Raw genomic sequence first — 22610 nt, forward strand, 5'->3', positions numbered from 1 at the left:
GGATGACGGCAGCAAGGCGGCGGCGCTGTCGGTGGCGGCTTTGGCGGGCGAGCCGCTGGTTCAGGATGCGGCGGCGAGCGGCAGTCACGCGTCCGAGGCAGCAACCGCCGCGCCGCAGCAACCATCAACATCTCAACCGTCGGCGGACAGTGGCGCCAAGGCCGGTGCTTCCGCGCCTCATCAGGGTAATGCTGCGCCATCTCAGATTGCAACGCAGGCGCCGCCTCAGGATCGCCCGAGCGCATCGAAGACCATTGCGAACGACGCATCGGGGGTGGTCGGAGATGCCGTCGCTGAAGCGTCGGCAGCGCCTGATCAGCCTGCATCGCAAACAACGAACGCCGCAGACGCGGCGGCCCGGCCGTTGTTTGCCGATAAGGAAGTCGGTGTTGTCACACCGGACAGCAATGAGTCCGTTGGCCGCGAGATCGTGTTCATCGACAGCAATGTCGGCGATATCCAGCCGTGGCTGCAGGACATCCGGCCCGGATCCGAGATTGTCGTTCTCGACAGTGCGCGAAGCGGTTTGGCGCAGATCGCCGCGTTCATGGCCGGCCGGTCGAACATCGATGCGATCCACATCATCTCGCACGGCGCTCAGGGGCAGCTCGATCTCGGATCGGACGTACTGACGCCCGAAACGCTGGCAGACCATCAGACAGAGCTGGCCGCGATCGGTCGGGCACTCAGCGCCGACGGTGATATTCTTCTCTACGGCTGCAATATCGCCGCGGGCACCGATGGCGCGCAGACGGTCGACCTCCTGGCATCCCTGACCAGTGCTGACGTCGCGGCGTCGACGGACGGCACCGGCGCGACGGCGCAGGGCGGTGACTGGACCCTCGAAGAGCAGCAGGGCGTGATCGATGCGCGATCGCTGAGCGCGCCGGCGTGGGATGGGCTGCTGGTCCAGACCACGATCAATCCAAGCGGCGGCGTGCAGACCGACGGATCGGATGGCCTGAGAATCCACGTGACGAATCTCGGCCAGATGCAGGTGAGGTACCAGAATCAGCTGCAGTTCTTCAGCGGCAGCGTCACGGACACGAGTACCCAGCTGTTCAACGGCATGTACATGGCGGTCGGGACGCAGGTGATTGGACCTGATACCGGCGCTGAGAACATGGCCAAGGTGGCGTGGACGTCGGCGGGCACGCAGACGCTGACCGGCACGGGTACGGCGGCTGATCCCTTCGTCGTGACGACGACGATGTTCTACAATGCCAATGGAGTTGCCGGCTATCAGGCGGCAGCCGATACGCTGGCGGTCGTTCGCACCTCGTACATTTCCGGGACGGCGTATTTCACCAACACGGTGACCATCACGCCGCCATCGACGAACACGGCGGACATCAAGTGGTATCAGGCGGCCGATACGCTGCTGGGCGGAACGGATGCGGGCCCGGCTTATGCCGTGGCGCCGGGGATCGGTTCGACCACCAATGTCAATGACAACATCTCGGTCATCGCGACGCGACAGAATGCCGGCACGGCCAGCGAACGTTTCGTGGGTTTTGCCGAAGTCGACGGTGACCGCCAGTTCGATCGCTTCTATTCCGGCGTCTACAACGGCTCGGGCCTGTACGGTGCCGGCATCGCCGGCGGCGGCAACATCACGAACACGATCACCACGAGTGCCTCGACCGACAACGGCCTGGGCGTCCAGTTCAATCTGGGCGCGATCAACTCGGCGACGACCTTCAGCTACCGGATCGTTTTCGACAGCACCACCACGCTGGATCTGGATGCGAACAACAGCACCGCCACCGGCAATGACTACGTAACGACCTATGGTGTCGGCAGCGGCACGCCCGTCAAGGTTGTCGATTCGGACGTCGCCGTCGCCAACGTGGTTGCCGACATCTCCCGGGCGACGGTGACGATCAACAATGCGCAGAGCGGCGATACGTTGAGCGTCAGCGGCGCGCTTCCGGCGGGAATCACCGCGTCGATTGTCGGCAGTACATTGACCCTGACGGGCAGCGCCAGCGAGGCCGCTTACCAGACGGCACTGCAGCAGATTCTGTTCAATTCGACCAGTCTGTCGACCGTCAGTCGGAATCTGACGATCTCCGTCTTCAACGAAATAACGTCGGATGCGACCACGGCCAGTGCCACGATCAATGTGGCCGCGGCGCCGGTGGTCGACCTGAATTCAGGCACGAACCAGACGCAGATCATCACCAACGGCGGTTTTACGACGGATCTCTCGGGTTGGACCCAGACCGGCACAGGTGGCCGGCTCGCCTCCAGCGGTGACAACGGCTTTGCATGGACGGCGGACAATTCGACCGGAACCCTGCGGCAGACCGGCATTACCGGCTGGAATTCCGGAACGGCACCTTCCGGCGCCGCGCAGCTGACGTTCGAGCTGGGCTGGAACAACCGGAATCCCGATACCGCCGCTGCCGCGACCCTGGACATCAGTGTCGGTGGCGTCGTCTATGCGCGCATCACGACCGGTATCAACGGCTCGAACACGGCGACGATCACCTACATGAACGGCGCCAGCGGCAGTCCGGCGTCCGTTACGAGTTCGACGTTCGGGTCGTGGGCCAGGACCGGGATCACGATCAATCTGCCGGCGACGGTCGCGGCCACCGGCGATCTTCTGTTCTCCTATGCGTCGGGCAGCGGCGGCGACGATATCTTTATCGATGGTGTCAGCGTCCAGACGGTCTCCGACGTCACGCCGGGTGTGAACTTCACCACCACCTATACCGAGAACGGGGCGGGTGTGTCGATCGCCGACACCGACAATGACGTGCGCGACAACGACAGCACGAACATGGTCTCGGCCCGGATCGTGCTCACCAATGCCGCCGCGGGCGACGTGCTCAACGTCGGCAGCCTGCCGGCCGGTATCACGGCGTCTGTCGACACGAGCGTCGCGGGGCAGATCACGGTCACGCTCACAGGCAGTGCCACCCGGGCAAGCTACGCCGCGGCGATCCGCGCGATCACGTTCTCCAACACCACCGACAATCCATCGACGACGCCGCGCACGGTCAATGTCACGGTCAATGATGGTGCGCTCGACTCGGCAGTGGCCACCACGACGATCAACGTCATCGCGGTCAACGATGCCCCGGTCAACACGGTGCCGGGGGCGCGAACGACAAACGAGGACGCGACGCTGGCGATCACCGGCGTGTCGATCGCCGATCCCGACAGCAGCACGCTGACGACGACGTTGACGGTGACGAACGGCACGCTGTCGGTGACGGCAGGCGGCGGCGCGACCATCTCGGGCAACGGCAGCGCGACAGTGACCATCAGTGGCACGGTGGCGCAGATCAACGCGGCGCTGGCCGGCCTCACCTACATCAACACGCCGGACTACAACGGGCCGGCACAGCTGACGATATCGACCAACGACGGTGCGCTGACAGACACGGATACCGTGGCGATCACGGTGACGCCGGTAGCAGACATCACCAATGACACGGTGACGACGAACGAGGACACGCCGATCACGTTCAACGTGATCACCGGCTCGAACGGGGCGAGTGCGGACAGCTTTGAGAATAGTGGTCGCGTGGTGACGTCGGTGACGCAGCCGGCGGCGGGCCAGGGGACGGTGACGTTCGCGGCCGACGGCACGATCACCTACACGCCGCCGGCGAATTTCAACGGGACGACGACGTTCACCTACACGGTGACGTCGGGTGGCGTGACGGAGACGGCGACGGTCACGGTGAACGTGACGGCGGTGAACGATGCGCCGGTGAACACGGTGCCGGCTGCGCAGACGACGGCGGAAGACACGCCGAAGGCGATCACCGGCGTGTCTGTTGCCGATGTCGACAGCGGATCGCTGACGACGACGCTGAGCGTGACGAACGGCACACTGGCGGTCGCGGCCGGCGGCGGTGCGGCGATCACCGGAAACGGCTCCGGTACCGTGACCATTGTCGGCACGGCGGCGCAGATCAACGCGGCGTTGCTGGGGCTGACGTACACGAACACGGCGGATTACAACGGCCCGGCGCAGCTGACGGTATCGACGAGTGACGGCGCCCTGACGGACGTCGACACGGTGGGAATCACCGTGACGCCGGTGGCCGACATCACGAACGACACGGTGACGACGGCGGAGGATACGCCGATCAGCTTCAACGTCATCACCGGCACGAACGGGGCAAGCGCGGACAGCTTCGAGAATGCCGGTCGCGCGGTGACCAGCGTGACGCAGCCTGCAGCAGGCCAGGGCACGGTGACATTCGCCGCCGATGGCACGATCACGTATACGCCGGCGACAAACTTCAACGGCGTGGCGACGTTCACGTACACGGTGACGTCTGGCGGTGTGACGGAGACGGCGACAGTTACGGTGAACGTGACGGCGGTGAACGATGCGCCGGTGAACACGGTACCGGGGCCACAGACGACAGCAGAGGACACGTCGCTGGCCATCCCGGGCGTGTCGGTGTCGGACGTCGACAACGCGTCACTAACGACGACGCTGACGGTGACGAACGGGACATTGTCGGTGACGGCCGGCGGTGGCGCGACGATTGCAGGTAACGGCAGCAGCGTTGTCACGATTGCCGGCACAGCGGCGCAGATCAATGCAGCGTTGCTGGGCCTGACGTATACGAACACGGCGGACTACAACGGCCCGGCGCAGCTGACGGTGTCGACGAGCGATGGCGCGTTGACGGACGTCGATACGGTGGCGATCACCGTGACGCCGGTGGCGGACATCACGAACGACACAGTGGCGACGGCGGAGGACACGCCGATCAGCTTCAACGTGATCACCGGGACGAACGGCGCGACGGTGGACAGTTTCGAGAATGGCGGTCGCGTGGTGACGTCGGTGACGCAGCCGCCGGCAGGTCAGGGGACCGTAACGTTCGCGGCCGATGGAACACTCACCTACACACCAGCGGCGAACTTCAACGGGACGACGAGTTTCACGTACACGGTGACGTCGGGCGGTGTGACGGAGACGGCGACGGTCACGGTGAACGTGACGGCTGTGAACGATGCGCCGGTGAATACGGTGCCGGGCCCGCGGACGACGGCGGAGGACACGCCGCTGGCGATCGCCGGGGTATCGGTCGCTGACGTTGACAGCGGTGCGTTGACGACGACGCTGACGGTGACGAACGGCACGCTGGCGGTCACGGCCGGCGGCGGTGCAACGATCACCGGCAACGGGACGGGAACGGTCACGGTCTCGGGTACGGCGGCGCAGATCAACGCAGCGCTGGCGGGTCTGACGTATACGAACACCGCGGACTACAACGGCCCGGCGCAGCTGACGGTATCGACGAGCGATGGCGCGCTGACGGATGTCGACACGGTGGCGATCACCGTGACGCCGGTGGCGGACATCGTGAATGACACGGTGACGACGGCAGAGGACACGCCGATCACGTTCAATGTGATCACCGGAACGAACGGGGCGAGTGTCGACAGTTTCGAGAATACCGGTCGCGTGGTGACGAGCGTCACGCAGCCGAGCCAAGGTTCGGTGACATTTGCGGCGGACGGCACGATCACGTACACGCCACCGGCGAACTTCAACGGGACGACGAGCTTCACCTACACGGTGACATCGGGCGGCGTGACGGAGACGGCGACGGTCACGGTGAACGTGACGGCTGTGAACGATGCGCCGGTGAACACAGTGCCGGCGGCACAGACGACGGCAGAGGATACGCCGCTGGCGATCACCGGGGTATCGGTTGCCGACGTTGACAGCGGTGCGTTGACGACGACGCTGACGGTGACCAACGGCACGCTGGCGGTCACGGCCGGCGGTGGTGCGACGATCACTGGCAACGGGACGGGAACGGTCACGGTCTCCGGCACGGCGGCGCAGATCAACGCGGCGCTGCTGGGCCTGACCTATACGAACACGGCAGACTACAACGGCCCGGCGCAGCTGACGGTGTCGACGAGCGATGGTGTGCTGACGGACACCGATACGGTGGCGATCACGGTGACGCCGGTAGCGGACATTACCAATGACACGGTGACGACGGCGGAGGATACCCCGATTACGTTCAACGTGATCACGGGCTCGAACGGGGCGAGCGCGGACAGCTTCGAGAATACCGGCCGTGTGGTGTCGTCGGTGACGCAGCCGGCGGCGGGCCAGGGGACGGTGACGTTCGCCGCCGACGGCACGATCACCTACACGCCGCCGTCGAATTTCAACGGCACGACGAGTTTCACGTACACGGTGACGTCGGGTGGCGTGACGGAGACGGCAACGGTCACGTTGAATGTGACGGCGGTGAACGATGCGCCGGTGAACACGGTGCCGGCGGCGCAGACGACGGCGGAAGACACGCCGCTGGCCATCCCGAGCGTGTCGGTATCGGACGTCGATGGCGGTACGCTGACGACGACATTGACGGTGACGAACGGGACGCTGACGGTCACGGCCGGCGGCGGAGCCGGGATCGTGGGCAACGGCGGCAGCACGGTGACGATCACCGGCACGGCGGCGCAGATCAACGCGGCGTTGCTGGGGCTGACGTACACGAACACGGCGGATTACAACGGCCCGGCGCAGCTGACGGTGTCGACCAGCGACGGTGTGCTGACGGATACCGACACGGTGGGCATCACCGTAACGCCGGTGGCGGACATCACGAACGACACGGTGACGACGAACGAGGATACGCCGATCACGTTCAATGTGATCACGGGCTCGAACGGCGCGACGGTGGACAGCTTCGAGAACGCCGGCCGCGTGGTGACGTCGGTGACGCAGCCGGCGGCCGGCCAGGGCACGGTGACGTTCGCGGCCGACGGCACGATCACGTACACGCCGGCGGCAAACTTCAACGGCGTGGCGACGTTCACGTACACGGTGACGTCTGGCGGCGTGACGGAGACGGCGACGGTCACGGTGAACGTGACGGCGCAGAACGATGCGCCGGCGAACACGGTGCCGGTCGCACAGACGACGGCGGAGGACACGGCGCTCGCGATCGGTGGCGTGTCGGTTTCCGACGTCGATGGCGGCACGCTGACGACGACACTGACGGTGACGAGCGGTACGCTGACGGTCGCGACGGGCGGTGGCGCCGGGATCGTGGGCAATGGCGGCAGCACGGTAACGATCACCGGCACGGCAGCACAGATCAACGCGGCCTTGCTGGGTCTGACCTACACGAACACGGCGGATTACAACGGTCCGGACACGCTGACGGTATCGACGACCGATGGCGCCCTGACCGACACCGACACGGTGGCGATCACGGTGACGCCGGTGGCGGACATCACGAACGACACGGTGACGACGAACGAGGACACGCCGATCACGTTCAACGTGATCACCGGCTCGGACGGCGCGACGGTGGACAGCTTCGAGAACGCCGGCCGCGCGGTGACGTCGGTGACGCAGCCGGCGGCGGGCCAGGGGACGGTGACGTTCGCCGCCGATGGCACGATCACGTATACGCCCGCCGCGAACTTCAACGGCGTCGCGACATTCACCTACACGGTGACGTCGGGTGGCGTGACGGAGACGGCGACGGTCACGGTGAACGTGACAGCGCAGAACGACGCGCCGGTGAATGCGGTACCGGCTGCGCAGACGACGGCGGAAGATACGCCGCTGGCCATTCCGGGCGTGTCGGTATCGGATGTCGACGGCGGTCCGCTGACGACGACATTGACGGTAGCCAACGGAACGCTGTCCATCACGGCGGGCGGTGGCGCCGCGGTTTCGGGCAGCGGCACCGCGACGGTCACCTTGTCCGGTACCGCGGCACAGATCAACGCGGCCCTGGCGAGCCTGACGTATACCAACACAGCGGACTACAACGGCCCGGACACGCTGACGGTGTCGACGAGCGACGGTGCGCTGACGGACGTCGACACGGTGGCGATCACCGTGACGCCGGTCGTCGACGTCACGAACGATGAGGTCACGACGAACGAGGATGCGCCGATCAGCTTCAACGTCCTGACGGGGACGAACGGGGCGAGTGCGGACAGCTTTGAGAATAGCGGTCGTGTGGTGACGTCGGTGACGCAGCCGGCCGCCGGCCAGGGCACGGTGACCTTCGCGGCCGACGGCACGATCACGTATACGCCGGCGGCGAATTTCAACGGGACGGCGACCTTTACCTACACGGTGACGTCGGGTGGCGTGACGGAGACGGCAACGGTCACGGTGAACGTGACGGCGGTGAACGATGCGCCAGTGAACACGGTGCCGGCAACGGCGCAGGAAACCGAGGAAGATGCGCCGCTGGCGATTGGCAACGTAACGGTATCGGATGTCGACGGCGGCGCGTTGACGACGACGCTGACGGTGGCCAACGGGACGCTGGCGGTGGCCACCGGCGGTGGTGCCGGGATCACCGGCAACGGTAGTGGCACGGTGACGATCACCGGCACGGCGGCGCAGATCAATGCGGCATTGCTGGGCCTGACCTACACGAACACGGCGGACTACAACGGTCCGGACACGCTGACGGTGTCGACGAGCGATGGTGTTCTGACCGACACCGATACGGTGGCGATCACCGTGACACCGGTGGCCGATATCACGAACGACACGGTAACGACGAACGAGGACACGCCGATCACGTTCAACGTCCTGACGGGAACGAACGGGGCGAGTGAGGACAGCTTCGAGAACAGCGGCCGCGCCGTGACAAGCGTGACGCAGCCGCCGTCGGGCCAGGGGACGGTGACATTCGCGGCCGACGGCACGATCACCTACACGCCGCCGGCGGACTTCAACGGGACGACGAGTTTCACGTACACGGTGACGTCGGGCGGCGTGACGGAGACGGCGACGGTCACGGTGAACGTGACGGCGCAGAACGACGCGCCGACGAACACGGTGCCGGGCCCGCGGACGACGGCGGAAGATTCGCCGCTGCCGATTTCGGGCGTATCGGTGTCGGACGTCGATAGCGGCACGCTGACGACGACATTGACGGTGATCAACGGCACGCTGTCAGTCGGCACCAGTGGCGGCGCCGTCATCAACGGCAACGGCAGCAGCACGGTCACGATCACGGGCACGGCAGCCGAGATCAACCTCGCGTTGGCGGGTCTGACCTATACGAATACGGCGGATTACAACGGTCCGGACACGCTGACCGTGTCGACGACCGATGGCGCCCTGACCGACACCGACACGGTGGCGATCACCGTGACACCGGTGGCGGATGTCACGGATGACACCGTGACAACGACGGAAGACACGCCGATCACGTTCAATGTGATCACGGGCTCGAACGGGGCGAGTGCAGACAGCTTCGAGAACGACGGCCGTGTGGTGACGTCGGTGACGCAGCCGGCGCCGGGCCAGGGGACGGTGACGTTCGCCGCCGACGGCACGATCACCTACACGCCGCCGGCGGACTTCAACGGGACGACGAGTTTCACGTACACGGTGACGTCGGGCGGCGTGACGGAGACGGCGACGGTCACGGTGAACGTGACGGCGGCGAACGACGCGCCGGTGAACACGGTACCGGGTCCGCGGACGACGGCGGAGGACACGCCGCTGGCGATCACCGGTGTGTCGGTGTCGGACGTCGATAGCGTGTCGCTGACGACGACGCTGACCGTGACGAACGGGACACTGACAGTCACAGCTGGCGGCGGGGCCGGGATCGTGGGCAACGGCAGCAACACCGTGGTCCTTACCGGTACGGCGGCGCAGATCAACGCGGCGCTGGCCGGTCTGACCTACACGAACACGGCGGACTACAATGGTCCGGCGCAGCTGACGGTGACGACAAGCGACGGCGCGCTGACGGATGTCGATACGGTGGCGATCACGGTGACGCCCGTCGACGACATTGCCAACGACGCGGTGACGACGGACGAGGACACGCCGGTCACGATCAGCGTCCTGACCAACGACAGTTTCGAGAATCCGGGCCGCACCATCACCGCGGTCAATGGCCAGTCGATTGTCGTCGGCGGCAGCGTGACGGTGGTCAATGGCACGGTCCGCCTGAACGGCGACGGCACATTGACGTTCTCGCCGACGTTGAACTTCAACGGACCGACCAGCTTCACCTACTCGGTGACGTCGGGTGGCGATACCGAGACCGCGACGGTCTTCGTCACTGTGACGGCCGTGGAGGATGCGCCTGTCGTGACGGTGCCGGGCCCGCAGGAGACGGCGGAGGATACGCCGCTCGCCATCGACAGCGTGCGCGTCACGGTGTTCGATGCCGACGATGACCCGTTGACCACGACGCTGACGGTGCAGAACGGCACGTTGACGGTGGCGACCGGCGGCGGCGCCGGGATCACCGGCAACGGTACCGGTACCGTGACGATCACCGGTACGGCGGCCGAGATTAACGCCGCCCTGGCCGGCCTGACCTACACCAACGTCGGCGACTACAACGGCCCCGACCTGCTGCAAGTAGTGACGAACGATGGCGTGCTGACGGACAGCGCGGACGTGACCATCACGGTGACGGCTGTGGCGGACATTGCCGGCGACAATGCCAATACGGATGAGGATACGGAAGTCACGATCAGTGTCCTGTCCAATGACAGCTTCGAGAATCCGGGACGTGCCATCACCGCGGTCAATGGCCAGGCCATTACCGCCAACGGTCCCGCCATCGCCGTCGGCAATGGCACCGTGCGCCTGAATGGTGCAGGCCAGCTGATCTTCCTCCCGACACTGGATTTCACCGGGCCGACGAGCTTCACCTATACGGTGACGTCGGGCGGCGTGATGGAGACAGCGTCGGTTACGGTGGACGTTGGCACGGATAACGACGCACCGGTGAACACGGTGCCGGGCGTGCAGACAATGGCGGAAGACGCGGCACTGCAGATCACGGGCGTGAGCGTCAGTGACCCGGACGGTGCCGGCGAACCGTTGACGACGACGCTGACGGTGACGAACGGCACGCTGTCGGTGACCGAAGGGGGCGGCGCGACCATCGCGGGCAACAACAGCGGCACGGTGACAATCACCGGTACTGCGGCGCAGATCAACGCGGCCCTGCTGGGCCTGACGTACAGGAACACGGCGGACTACAACGGCCCGGCGCAGCTGACGGTGTCGACGAGCGACGGCGCGCTGACGGATGTCGACACGGTGGCGATCACGGTGACGCCTGTCCGGGACATCGACAATGACGCGGTGACAACGGCGGAAGACACGCCGGCCACGATTGACGTCCTGGCCAACGACAGCTTCGAGAACCCGGGCAGCACCATCACCGCGATCAACGGCCAGTCGATTGTCGTGGGCGGCGACGTGGCGGTGGCCAACGGCACGGTCCGTCTGAACGGCGACGGCACGTTGACGTTCTCACCGACGTTGAATTTCAACGGAGAAGTCAGCTTCACCTACACGGTAACGTCAGGTGGTCGCACGGAGACGGCGACGGTCGACGTGACCGTCACGGCGGTGAACGACGCGCCGGTGCTCACCATACCGGGCGCGCAGACGACCGACGAGGATACGCCGCTGGACATCGACGGCGTGCGCGTCACGGTGTTCGATGCCGACGATGACGTCCTGACCACGACGCTGTCGGTCGCCAACGGAACGGTGTTCGTGACCGAGGGTGGCGGCGCGACAGTCACGGCCAATGGCACGGCGACAGTGACGATCGTCGGAACGGCAACGCAGGTGAATGCGGCGCTGGCCGGGCTGCGGTACGTGAACACCGGCGACTATAACGGCTCTGATGTGATGACGGTGACGGTCAGCGACGGCACGCTGGACGACGGCGGCACCGTGGCGATCACGGTGAGGCCGGTCGCGGACATCACCAACGATACGGTGACGACGGCGGAGGATACCCCGATCACGTTCAACGTGATCACGGGCTCGAACGGGGCGAGCGCGGACAGCTTCGAGAATACCAGCCGTGTGGTGACGTCGGTGACGCAGCCCGCGTCAGGTCAGGGGACGGTGACGTTCGCGGCCGATGGAACGCTGACCTATACGCCGCCGGCGAACTTCAACGGGACGACGACGTTCACGTACACGGTGACGTCAGGCGGTGTGACGGAGACGGCGACGGTCACGGTGAACGTGACGGCGGTGAACGATGATCCGGTGGGAACGGCGCCACCGGCGACGACACTCGAGGACACGCCGGTCAGCGGTGCGGTGACGGCGACGGACGTCGATGGCGATACGCTGACGTTCAGCCTCGCCGGCGGCCCGGCGCAGGGCACGGTGCTCGTCAACGCGGACGGTACCTACACGTACACGCCGAACGCGAACTACAACGGTGCGGACAGCTTCACGGTTCTGGTGGACGACGGCCACGGCGGCACGACGACGGTGACGGTGAACGTCACGGTGACGCCGGTGAACGATAATCCGGTGGGAACAGCGCCGCCGGTGACGACACCCGAGGACACGCCGGTCAGCGGTGCGGTGACGGCGACGGACGTCGATGGCGATACCCTGACGCTCAGTCTCGCCGGCGGCCCGGCGCAGGGCACGGTGCTCGTCAACGCGGACGGCACCTATACGTACACGCCGAACGCGAACTACAACGGTCCGGACAGCTTCACGGTCCTGGTGGACGACGGCCACGGCGGCACGACGACGGTGACGGTGAATGTCACGGTGACGCCCGAGAACGATGCGCCGGTGGGAACGGCGCCGCCGGCGACGACACCTGAGGACACGCCGGTCAGCGGTGCGGTGACGGCGACGGACGTCGATGGCGATACGCTGACGTTCAGCCTCGCCGGCGGCCCGGCGCAGGGCACGGTGCTCGTCAACGCGGACGGTACCTACACGTACACGCCGAACGCGAACTACAACGGTCCGGACAGCTTCACGGTCCTGGTGGACGACGGCCACGGCGGCACGACGACGGTGACGGTGAACGTCACGGTGACACCGGTGAACGATGCGCCGGTGGCGACGGCGCCGCCGGTGACGACGCCTGAGGATACGCCGGTCAGCGGCGCGGTGACGGCGACGGACGTCGATGGCGATACCCTGACGTTCAGTCTCGACAGCGGCCCGGCGCAGGGCACGGTGATCGTCAACGCGGACGGCACCTATACGTACACGCCGAACGCGAACTACAACGGTGCGGACAGCTTCACGGTCCTGGTGGATGACGGTCACGGCGGTAGGACGCCGGTGACGGTGAACGTCACGGTGACGCCGGAGAACGATGTGCCGGTGAACACGGTGCCGGTCGCGCAGACGACGGCGGAGGACGCGCTGCTGTCGATTCCAGGTGTGTCGGTTTCCGACATCGATGGCGGCGCGCTGACGACGACCCTGACGGTGACGAACGGCACGCTGACGGTCGCGACGGGCGGCGGCGCCGGGATCGTGGGTAACGGCGGCAGCACGGTGACGATCACCGGCACGGCGGCCGAGATCAACCTGGCGCTGGCGGGCCTGACCTACAGGAACACGGCGGACTACAACGGTCCGGATACGCTGACGGTATCGACGACCGACGGCGCCCTGACGGACACCGACACGGTGGGCATCACCGTGTCGCCGGTGGCGGACATCACTGATGATACGGTGACGACGGACGAGGATACGCCGATCACGTTCAATGTGATCCTGGGCTCGAACGGCGCGACAGTGGACAGTTTCGAGAACAGCGGTCGCGTGGTGACGTCGGTGACACAGCCGGCGCCGGGCCAGGGCACGGTGACATTCTCGGCCGACGGCACGATCACCTACACGCCGCCGGCGGATTTCAACGGGACGACGACGTTCACCTACACGGTGACGTCGGGCGGCGTGACGGAGACGGCGACGGTCACGGTGAACGTGACGGCGCAGAACGACGCACCGGTGAACGCGGTGCCGGGGCCACAGACGACCGCGGAAGACACGCCACTGTCGATTCCAGACGTGTCGGTTTCCGACATCGATGGCGGCACGTTGACGACGACCCTGACGGTGACCAACGGCACGTTGTCGGTGACGGCGGGCGGTGGCGCGCTGATCTCAGGCAGTGGTACGGGCACGGTGGTGATCGAAGGCACGGCGGCGCAGATCAACGCGGCCCTGGCCGGTCTGACGTACAGGAACACGGCGGACTACAACGGCCCGGCGCAGCTGACGGTATCGACGACCGACGGTGCGACGACGGACACCGACACGGTGGCGATCACCGTGACACCGGTGGCGGACATCACGAACGACACGGTCACGACGAACGAGGACACGCCGATCACGTTCAACGTGATCACCGGCTCGAACGGCGCGTCGGAGGACAGCTTCGAGAATAGCGGCCGCGTGGTGACGTCGGTGACGCAGCCGGCGGCGGGCCAGGGGACGGTGACGTTCCTGGCCGACGGTACGATCACCTACACGCCGCCGGCGGACTTCAACGGGACGACGACGTTCACCTACACGGTGACGTCGGGTGGTGTGACGGAGACGGCGACGGTCACGGTGAACGTAACAGCGCAGAACGACGCGCCGGTGAACACGGTGCCCGGCTCGCAGGAGACGGATGAGGATACGCTGTTGGCGATCGGCGGGGTGTCGGTTGCGGATGTCGACGGCGGCACGCTGACGACGACATTGACGGTGACGAACGGCACGCTGTCGGTGGCCACCGGTGGTGGCGCCGTTATCAACGGCAACGGCGGCGCGACCGTGACGATCACCGGCACGGCAGCCGAGATCAACCTGGCGTTGGCGGGCCTGACCTATACGAACACGGCGGACTACAACGGTCCGGACACGCTGACGGTGTCGACGAGCGATGGCGTGCTGACGGATACCGACACGGTGGGCATCGCCGTGACGCCGGTGACGGATATTACGAATGACACGGTGACGACGGACGAGGACACGCCGATCACGTTCAATGTGATCCTGGGCTCGAACGGCGCGACAGTGGACAGCTTCGAGAATAGCGGCCGCGTGGTGAGCAGCGTGACTCAGCCGCCGGCGGGTCAAGGGACGGTGACGTTCGCCGCTGACGGTACGATCACCTACACGCCGCCAGCGGACTTCAATGGGACGACGACATTCACCTACACGGTGACGTCGGGCGGCGTGACAGAGACGGCAACGGTCACGGTGAACGTGACGGCGGTGAACGACGAACCGGTGAACGCGGTGCCTGGCCCGCAGACCACAGCGGAGGACGCGCTGCTGTCGATTCCAGGTGTGTCGGTTGCCGACGTCGACGGCGGTACACTGACGACGACCCTGACAGTGACGAGCGGGACGCTGACGGTGGCCACTGGCGGCGGCGCCGGGATCACCGGCAACGGTAGCGGCACGGTGACGATCACGGGCACAGCAGCCGACATCAACCTCGCGCTGGCCGGGCTGACCTATCGGAACACGGCGGACTATAACGGTCCGGACACGCTGACGGTGTCGACGAGCGACGGTGTTCTGACGGACACCGACACGGTAGGCATTACCGTGACGCCGGTGGCAGATATCACTGATGACACGGTGACGACGAACGAGGACACGCCGATCACGTTCAACGTGATCACCGGCTCGAACGGCGCGTCGGAGGATAGCTTCGAGAATAGCGGTCGCGTGGTGACGTCGGTGACACAGCCGGCGCCGGGCCAGGGGACCGTGGTGTTCGCGGCCGACGGCACGATCACCTACACGCCGCCGGCGGACTTCAATGGGACGACGACGTTCACCTACACGGTGACGTCGGGTGGCGTGACGGAGACGGCGACGGTCACGGTGAACGTGACGGCGGTGAACGACGCACCGGTGAACGCGGTGCCGGTGGCGCAGACGACGGCGGAAGACTCGCCACTGCCGATTCCAGGCGTGTCGGTATCGGATGTCGACGGCGGTACGCTGACGACGACGCTGACGGTGGCGAACGGGACGCTGACGGTCGCGACCGGCGGCGGCGCCGGGATCGTGGGTAACGGCGGCAGCACCGTGACGATCACCGGTACGGCATTGCAGATCAATGCGGCACTGGCGGGTCTGATCTATACGAACACGGCGGACTACAACGGTCCGGACACGCTGACGGTGTCGACGAGCGACGGCGTGCTGACGGATACCGACACGGTAGCGATCACCGTGACGCCGGTGGCCGACATCACGAACGACACGGTGACGACGAACGAGGACACGCCGATCACGTTCAATGTGATCCTGGGCTCGAACGGCGCGACAGTGGACAGTTTCGAGAACAGCGGTCGCGTGGTGACGTCGGTGACACAGCCGGCGCCGGGCCAGGGCACGGTGACATTCTCGGCCGACGGCACGATCACCTACACGCCGCCGGCGGATTTCAACGGGACGACGACGTTCACCTACACGGTGACGTCGGGCGGCGTGACGGAGACGGCGACGGTCACGGTGAACGTGACGGCGCAGAACGATGCGCCGGTGAACACGGTGCCGGCAACGGCGCAGGAAACCGAGGAAGATGCGCCGCTGGCGATCGGTGGCGTAACGGTATCGGATGTCGATGGCGGCACGTTGACGACGACGCTGACGGTGACCAGCGGCACATTGTCGGTGACGGCGGGCGGTGGCGCGCTGATCTCAGGCAGTGGTACGGGCACAGTGGTGATCGAAGGCACGGCGGCGCAGATCAACGCGGCGCTGGCGGGCCTGACCTACAGGAACACGGCGGACTACAACGGTCCGGACACGCTGACGGTGTCGACGACCGATGGCGCCCTGACCGACACCGATACGGTGGCGATCACGGTGACGCCGGTGGCGGACATCACGAACGACACGGTGACGACGAACGAGGACACGCCGATCACGTTCAACGTCCTGACGGGCACGAACGGGGCGAGTGCGGACAGCTTCGAGAACGCCGGCCACATGGTGACGGCGGTGACGCAACCGCCGCCCGGCCAGGGCTCGGTGTCGTTCGCCGCCGACGGGACGATCACCTACACGCCGCCCGTGAACTTCAACGGCACGACCAGTTTCACCTATACCGTGTCGTCGGGCGGTGTCACCGAGACGGCGACGGTCACGGTGAACGTGACGGCGGTGAACGATGCGCCGGTGGTCGTCATACCGGGCGGCCCAACGCTGCCGCCGGTACAGGAGGACGCACCGGTGTCCATCCCCGGTGTCACCGTCAGCGACATCGACAGCGGATCCCTGACGACCACCCTGTCGGTGGCGAACGGCACGCTGTCGGTGACGACCGGCGGCGGCGCCGGAATCACGGGTAACGGTACCGGGTCGGTGACGATCACCGGCACGGCGGCCGAGATCAACGCGGCGCTGGCCGGCCTGACCTACAGGAACACGGCGGACTACAACGGCCCGGACACGCTGACCGTCTCGACGAGCGACGGTGCGCTTGACACCACGGTGACGGCGAACATCACGGTCGTACCCGTGGTGGACGTGACCAATGACTCGGTGACGACAGCGGAAGACACGCCGATCAGCTTCAACGTGCTGACCGGGACGAACGGGGCGAGCGCGGACAGCTTCGAGAATACCGGTCGCGTGGTGACGTCCGTGACGCAACCGCCGGCCGGTCAGGGAACGGTGACGTTCCTGGCCGACGGCACGATCACCTACACGCCGCCGGCGAACTTCAACGGGACAACGACGTTCACGTACACGGTGACGTCAGGCGGCGTGACGGAGACGGCGACAGTCACGGTGAACGTAGCATCGGTCAACGATGCACCGGTGAACACGGTTCCCGGCCCGCAGGAGACGGATGAGGACGCGCAACTGGCAATTCCCGGCGTAACGGTCTCGGATGTCGACGGCGATCCATTGACCACGACGTTGACCGTGACGAACGGCACGCTGTCCGTGGCGGCCGGCGGCGGCGCCGGGATCGTGGGCGAGGGCACCGGTACGGTGACGCTCACCGGTACGGCGGCGCAGATCAATGCGGCGCTCGCCGGCCTGACCTACACCAACACGGCGGACTATAACGGCCCGGCACAACTCACGATATCGACCACCGATGGGGCGGCGACGGATACCGACACGGTGGCGATCACCGTGAGGCCGGTGATTGACATCGACAACGACGCGGTGACAACGCCGGAAGACACGCCGGCCACCATCGACGTCCTGAACAACGACAGCTTCGAGAACACCGGCCGGACGATCGTTGCCATCAACGGTCAGGCGATCGCTGTTGACGGCAGCGTGACCGTGGCCAATGGCACGGTCCGTCTCAACGGCGATAACACATTGACGTTCTCGCCGAACCTGAACTTCAACGGGCAGATCACCTTCACGTACTCGGTTGCATCGGGTGGAGACGTCGAGACAGCGACGGTCACGGTGACCGTGACACCGGTGAACGACGCACCTGTCGTCACGGTGCCCGGCGCGCAGACGACGCTGGAAGACCGGCCGCTGGAGGTCGACGGCGTGCGTGTCATCGTCATCGACGCCGATGACGATGCGCTCACGACCACGGTGACGGTGCAGAACGGAACGTTGACCGTATCGACGGGCGGCGGTGTCGTGGTGAGCGGCAACGGCACGGCGACGGTGACGATCTCCGGGTCTGCGGCGCAGATCAATGCGGCGCTCGCCGACCTCGTCTACACCAGCAGGGCGGACTACAACGGGCCCGACCAGATGCAGGTGAGGACCAGCGACGGGACATTGGAAGGCACCGGGTCGGTGACCATCACGGTGACGCCGGTGGCGGACATCGACGACGATACGGTCGACACGGACGAGGACACGCCGGTCATAGTCAGCGTACTGACCAACGACAGTTTCGAGAATCCAGGCCGTGCCATCACCGCGGTCGACGGCCAAACCATCACGGTCGGCGCGACGGTCAACGTCGCCAACGGTACCGTGCGCCTGAACGGCGACGGGACGTTGACATTCGATCCCACCGACAACTTCAACGGCGTGACCAGTTTCACGTACACAGTGACGTCGGGCGGCGTGACCGAGACGGCGACCGTGACCGTGGACGTGGGCGGCGTCAACGATACGCCGCAGAACACGGTGCCCGGTCCGCAACCCGTAACAGAGGATACGCTGACGCCAATCCCCGGCCTCAGTGTGGCGGATCCAGACGGCGCCGATGAGCTGCTGACAACGACGCTGACGGTGCAGAACGGCACGCTGAGCGTGACGGGGGGCAGCGGCAGCGGTACCAGCACCGTGGTTCTGACCGGCACGGCGGCGCAGATTAACGCTGCACTGGCTACTCTGCAGTACAGGGGAACCGCTGATTACAACGGTCCCGACCAGCTTAGGATCTCCACCACCGACGCGGGCGGCCTGACGGATATCGATACCGTGGCGATCACGGTGGCACCGGTACGAGACATTGTCGACGACTCGGTGGTGACGCGAGAAGACACACCGATCGCCATCAGTGTCCTGGGCAACGACACGTTCTCGAACCCGGGGCGCACCATCACCGCCGTCGACGGTTTTGCGATCACGGTCGGTGGCCCGGCGATTGCGGTGGCCAACGGGACCGTGAGCCTGAACAGCGCCGGCCAGCTGGTCTTTACGCCGACCGCGAACTTCAACGGCACGACGACGTTCACCTACGCGGTGCAGTCCAACGGCGATTCGGAGACGGCCACGGTAACGGTGAATGTGCAGGCGGAGAACGATCCGCCGGTCAACACCGTGCCCGGCGCGCAGGAGACAGCGGAAGATACACCGCTTGCGATCGACGGCGTGCGCGTCTCGGTGTTCGACGCCGAGGACGACGCGCTGACCACGACACTGACCGTGCTGCACGGAACGCTGACGGTGGCCGCGGGCAGCGGCGCCGGCGTGTCGGGTGACGGCACCGGCACGGTGATCCTCACCGGCACGGCGGCACAGATCAACGCGGCGCTGGCCGGCCTGACCTACACCAGCACGGCCGACTACAACGGTGCGGATCTGATGACCGTCACGACCAGCGACGGCATCTTGTCGGATCAGGACTCGGTCGCGATCACCGTCAGGCCGGCGGTCGACATCACCAGTGACGCCGTGACGACGCTGGAAGACACACCGATCACCTTCAACGTCCTGACCGGAACGAACGGCGCCAGCGCCGATACGTTCACCAACCCGGATCGTGCGGTCACGGCCGTCACGCAGCCGTCGGTGGGCCAGGTGACCTTCGCCGCCGATGGTACGTTGACCTACACGCCACTGGCCAATTTCCACGGTCAGGTCTCGTTCACCTACACGGTGACATCGGGTGGGGTCACGGAAACGGCGACCGTCACGGTGAATGTGACGTCGGTGAACGACAACCCGGTGGTCGATCCGCCGCCGGGGCCGGTGACGACGGTGGAGGATACGCCGGTCAGTGGCCGGGTGACGGCGACCGACGCCGATGGCGATGCGCTGACCTATGCCCGCGACGGCGGTCCGGCCAACGGCTCGGTGGTGGTCAATCTCGACGGGACATACACCTACACGCCCAACCCGAACTATTTCGGGCCGGACAGCTTCACGGTGCTGGTCTCGGACGGCAACGGCGGCACGACGACGGTGACGATCAACGTCACGGTGACGCCCGTCAACGACCCGCCGGTCAGTGCGCCCGTGACGGCGACGACGCCGGAGGACACACCGGTCAGCGGCGCGGTCGTGGCGACGGATCCCGAGGGCGACGCGCTGACCTACAGCCGCGCCAGCGATCCGTCTAACGGCACCGTCATGGTCAATGCCGACGGCACGTTCATCTATACGCCGAACGCCAATTACAATGGTGCCGACAGCTTCACCGTTCTGGTGGATGACGGCCACGGTGGCACGACGACCGTGGCGGTCAGCGTCACCGTCACGCCGGTGAACGACGCGCCGACAGGCTCGGCGCAGCCGGTGACGACGCTCGAAGACACGCCGGTCAACGGCGTCGTCATTGGCACGGACGTCGACGGCGACCCGCTCACCTTCACGTTGAACGGCGGCCCGTCCCAGGGAACGGTCGTGGTCAACCCCGACGGCACCTATACCTACACGCCGAACCCGAATGCCAATGGGCCCGACAGCTTCACGGTCCTGGTGGACGACGGCAACGGTGGCACCACCGTCGTGACGGTGAATGTCACGGTGACGCCGGTGAATGATACGCCGGTCGCGACGGCGCCGCCGGTGACGACGTCGGAAGACACGCCGGTCAGCGGCGCCGTGACGGCAACCGACGCCGACGGCGATCCGCTGACCTTCACGCTGGATACCGGTCCGACCCGCGGTACGGTAGTGATCAACCCCGATGGCACCTACACCTACACGCCGAACCCCAACGCCAGCGGTCCGGACAGTTTCACGGTGCTGGTGGATGATGGCCAGGGCGGCACGACGCTGGTCACGGTCAACGTCACCGTCACGCCGGTCAACGACGTCCCGGTCGTGACATCGCCGATTGCGACGCAGACGGGCACTGACGGGTCGGCGATCAGACCGCTGGACGTGAGTGCCGGGTTCGCCGACGCCGATGGCGAGCCGCTCACCTATACCGCGACGGGCCTGCCGCCCGGCCTCAGTCTTGATCCGGTGACCGGCGTTGTTTCCGGCACGATCGACCGGTCGGCCTCGCTGTCGGGACCGTTCACCGTCACGGTGACGGCGACGGATCCTTCGGGCGCCGCGGTGTCGCAGACCTTTACCTGGGATGTCGCCAATCCCGCACCGTTGGTGCAATCGGACTCGGCGTCGACGCTGCAGGGCGAGCCGACGTCGGGCAACGTCCTGGCCAACGACAGCGATCCCGACGGTGATCCGCTTGATGTGGTCGCCTTCACCGTCGGCGGCATCACCTACACCGCGGGCCAGATGGCCGATATCGCCGGCGTCGGCACGCTGACCATCGGCGCCGACGGCAGCTATGCCTTCACGCCGGTGGCCGGCTTTGTCGGATCGGTCCCGTCGATCACCTACACGGTCAGTGACGGGCAGGGTGGCACGGCGTCGGCGTCGCTGGCGATCACCGTGAGGGCCAACGCGGCCGACCCCATCCCGCTGTCGGATCGCCATGTGCCGGATCTGCCGGATATCGATCGCCGTCCCGATCTCGGGATTGCGCGTGATCCTGGCATCGTCGTTGAAGCGGCGAACGGCTTGGGGTCGCTGGGCTCGATCGATGGGCCGCCGCGGGTCGGCAACAACATTGTCGTCAATGTCGTCAATCGCATTGACCGTCTGGGTGTCGTCGGATCGATGGATCCCACCCCGCAGCGCAACATCATCGATACCATGACGGGGCCGCTATTCTCGGCGCCAGAGCGGCATGGCTGGATCAGGCCCATCCTGTCGGTCCATGAAATCTACGGACCGTCGGTGCGCATCCTGGTCGACGGCAGCGGCGATCGGATCGCGCATGCCGGGCCGCCCCTCCACGTCGATGTCCAGCAGCGACCGGAAGATCTTCGGTTGGCGATCGGTGACGACCAGTCCCGGCTCTTCCATGTCAGCGCCACGCTGGCTGACGGCATGCCGCTGCCGGCCGGCATCACGATCGACGAGGACCAGGCGATCACCATCCGCCGTGACCTGGTAAAGCAGCCGCTTGATCTCATGCTGTTCGCCCAGGCGGGCGATCAGGGCGACTATCAGCTCCTGCTGACGATCGATCCCGCCGACGGGCGCATCGATGCCCGCCATACGCGTGATGTCGCGGCGGCCAGCGCGACGTTCGACCAGATCATTTTCGAGAAGCACCAGTCGACAGCACGGCTGGCGACGAACCTGATGACGGAACTCTAAGCGT

1 protein-coding gene is annotated in these 22610 nt (G+C 66.1%); it reads left to right on the plus strand.

Going from position 1 to position 22610, the window contains the following annotated elements; translation table 11 throughout:
• Positions 1–364 precede the first annotated feature (364 nt).
• Positions 365–22606, plus strand: coding sequence for an Ig-like domain-containing protein (locus tag FQU96_RS10735; RefSeq protein ID WP_178130441.1), 22242 nt, complete (start codon positions 365–367; stop codon positions 22604–22606).
• Positions 22607–22610: the final 4 nt, after the last annotated feature.

It is taken from the genome of Reyranella sp. CPCC 100927 (assembly GCF_007859315.1).
In the GTDB taxonomy this organism is placed as follows: Bacteria; Pseudomonadota; Alphaproteobacteria; order Reyranellales; family Reyranellaceae; genus Vineibacter.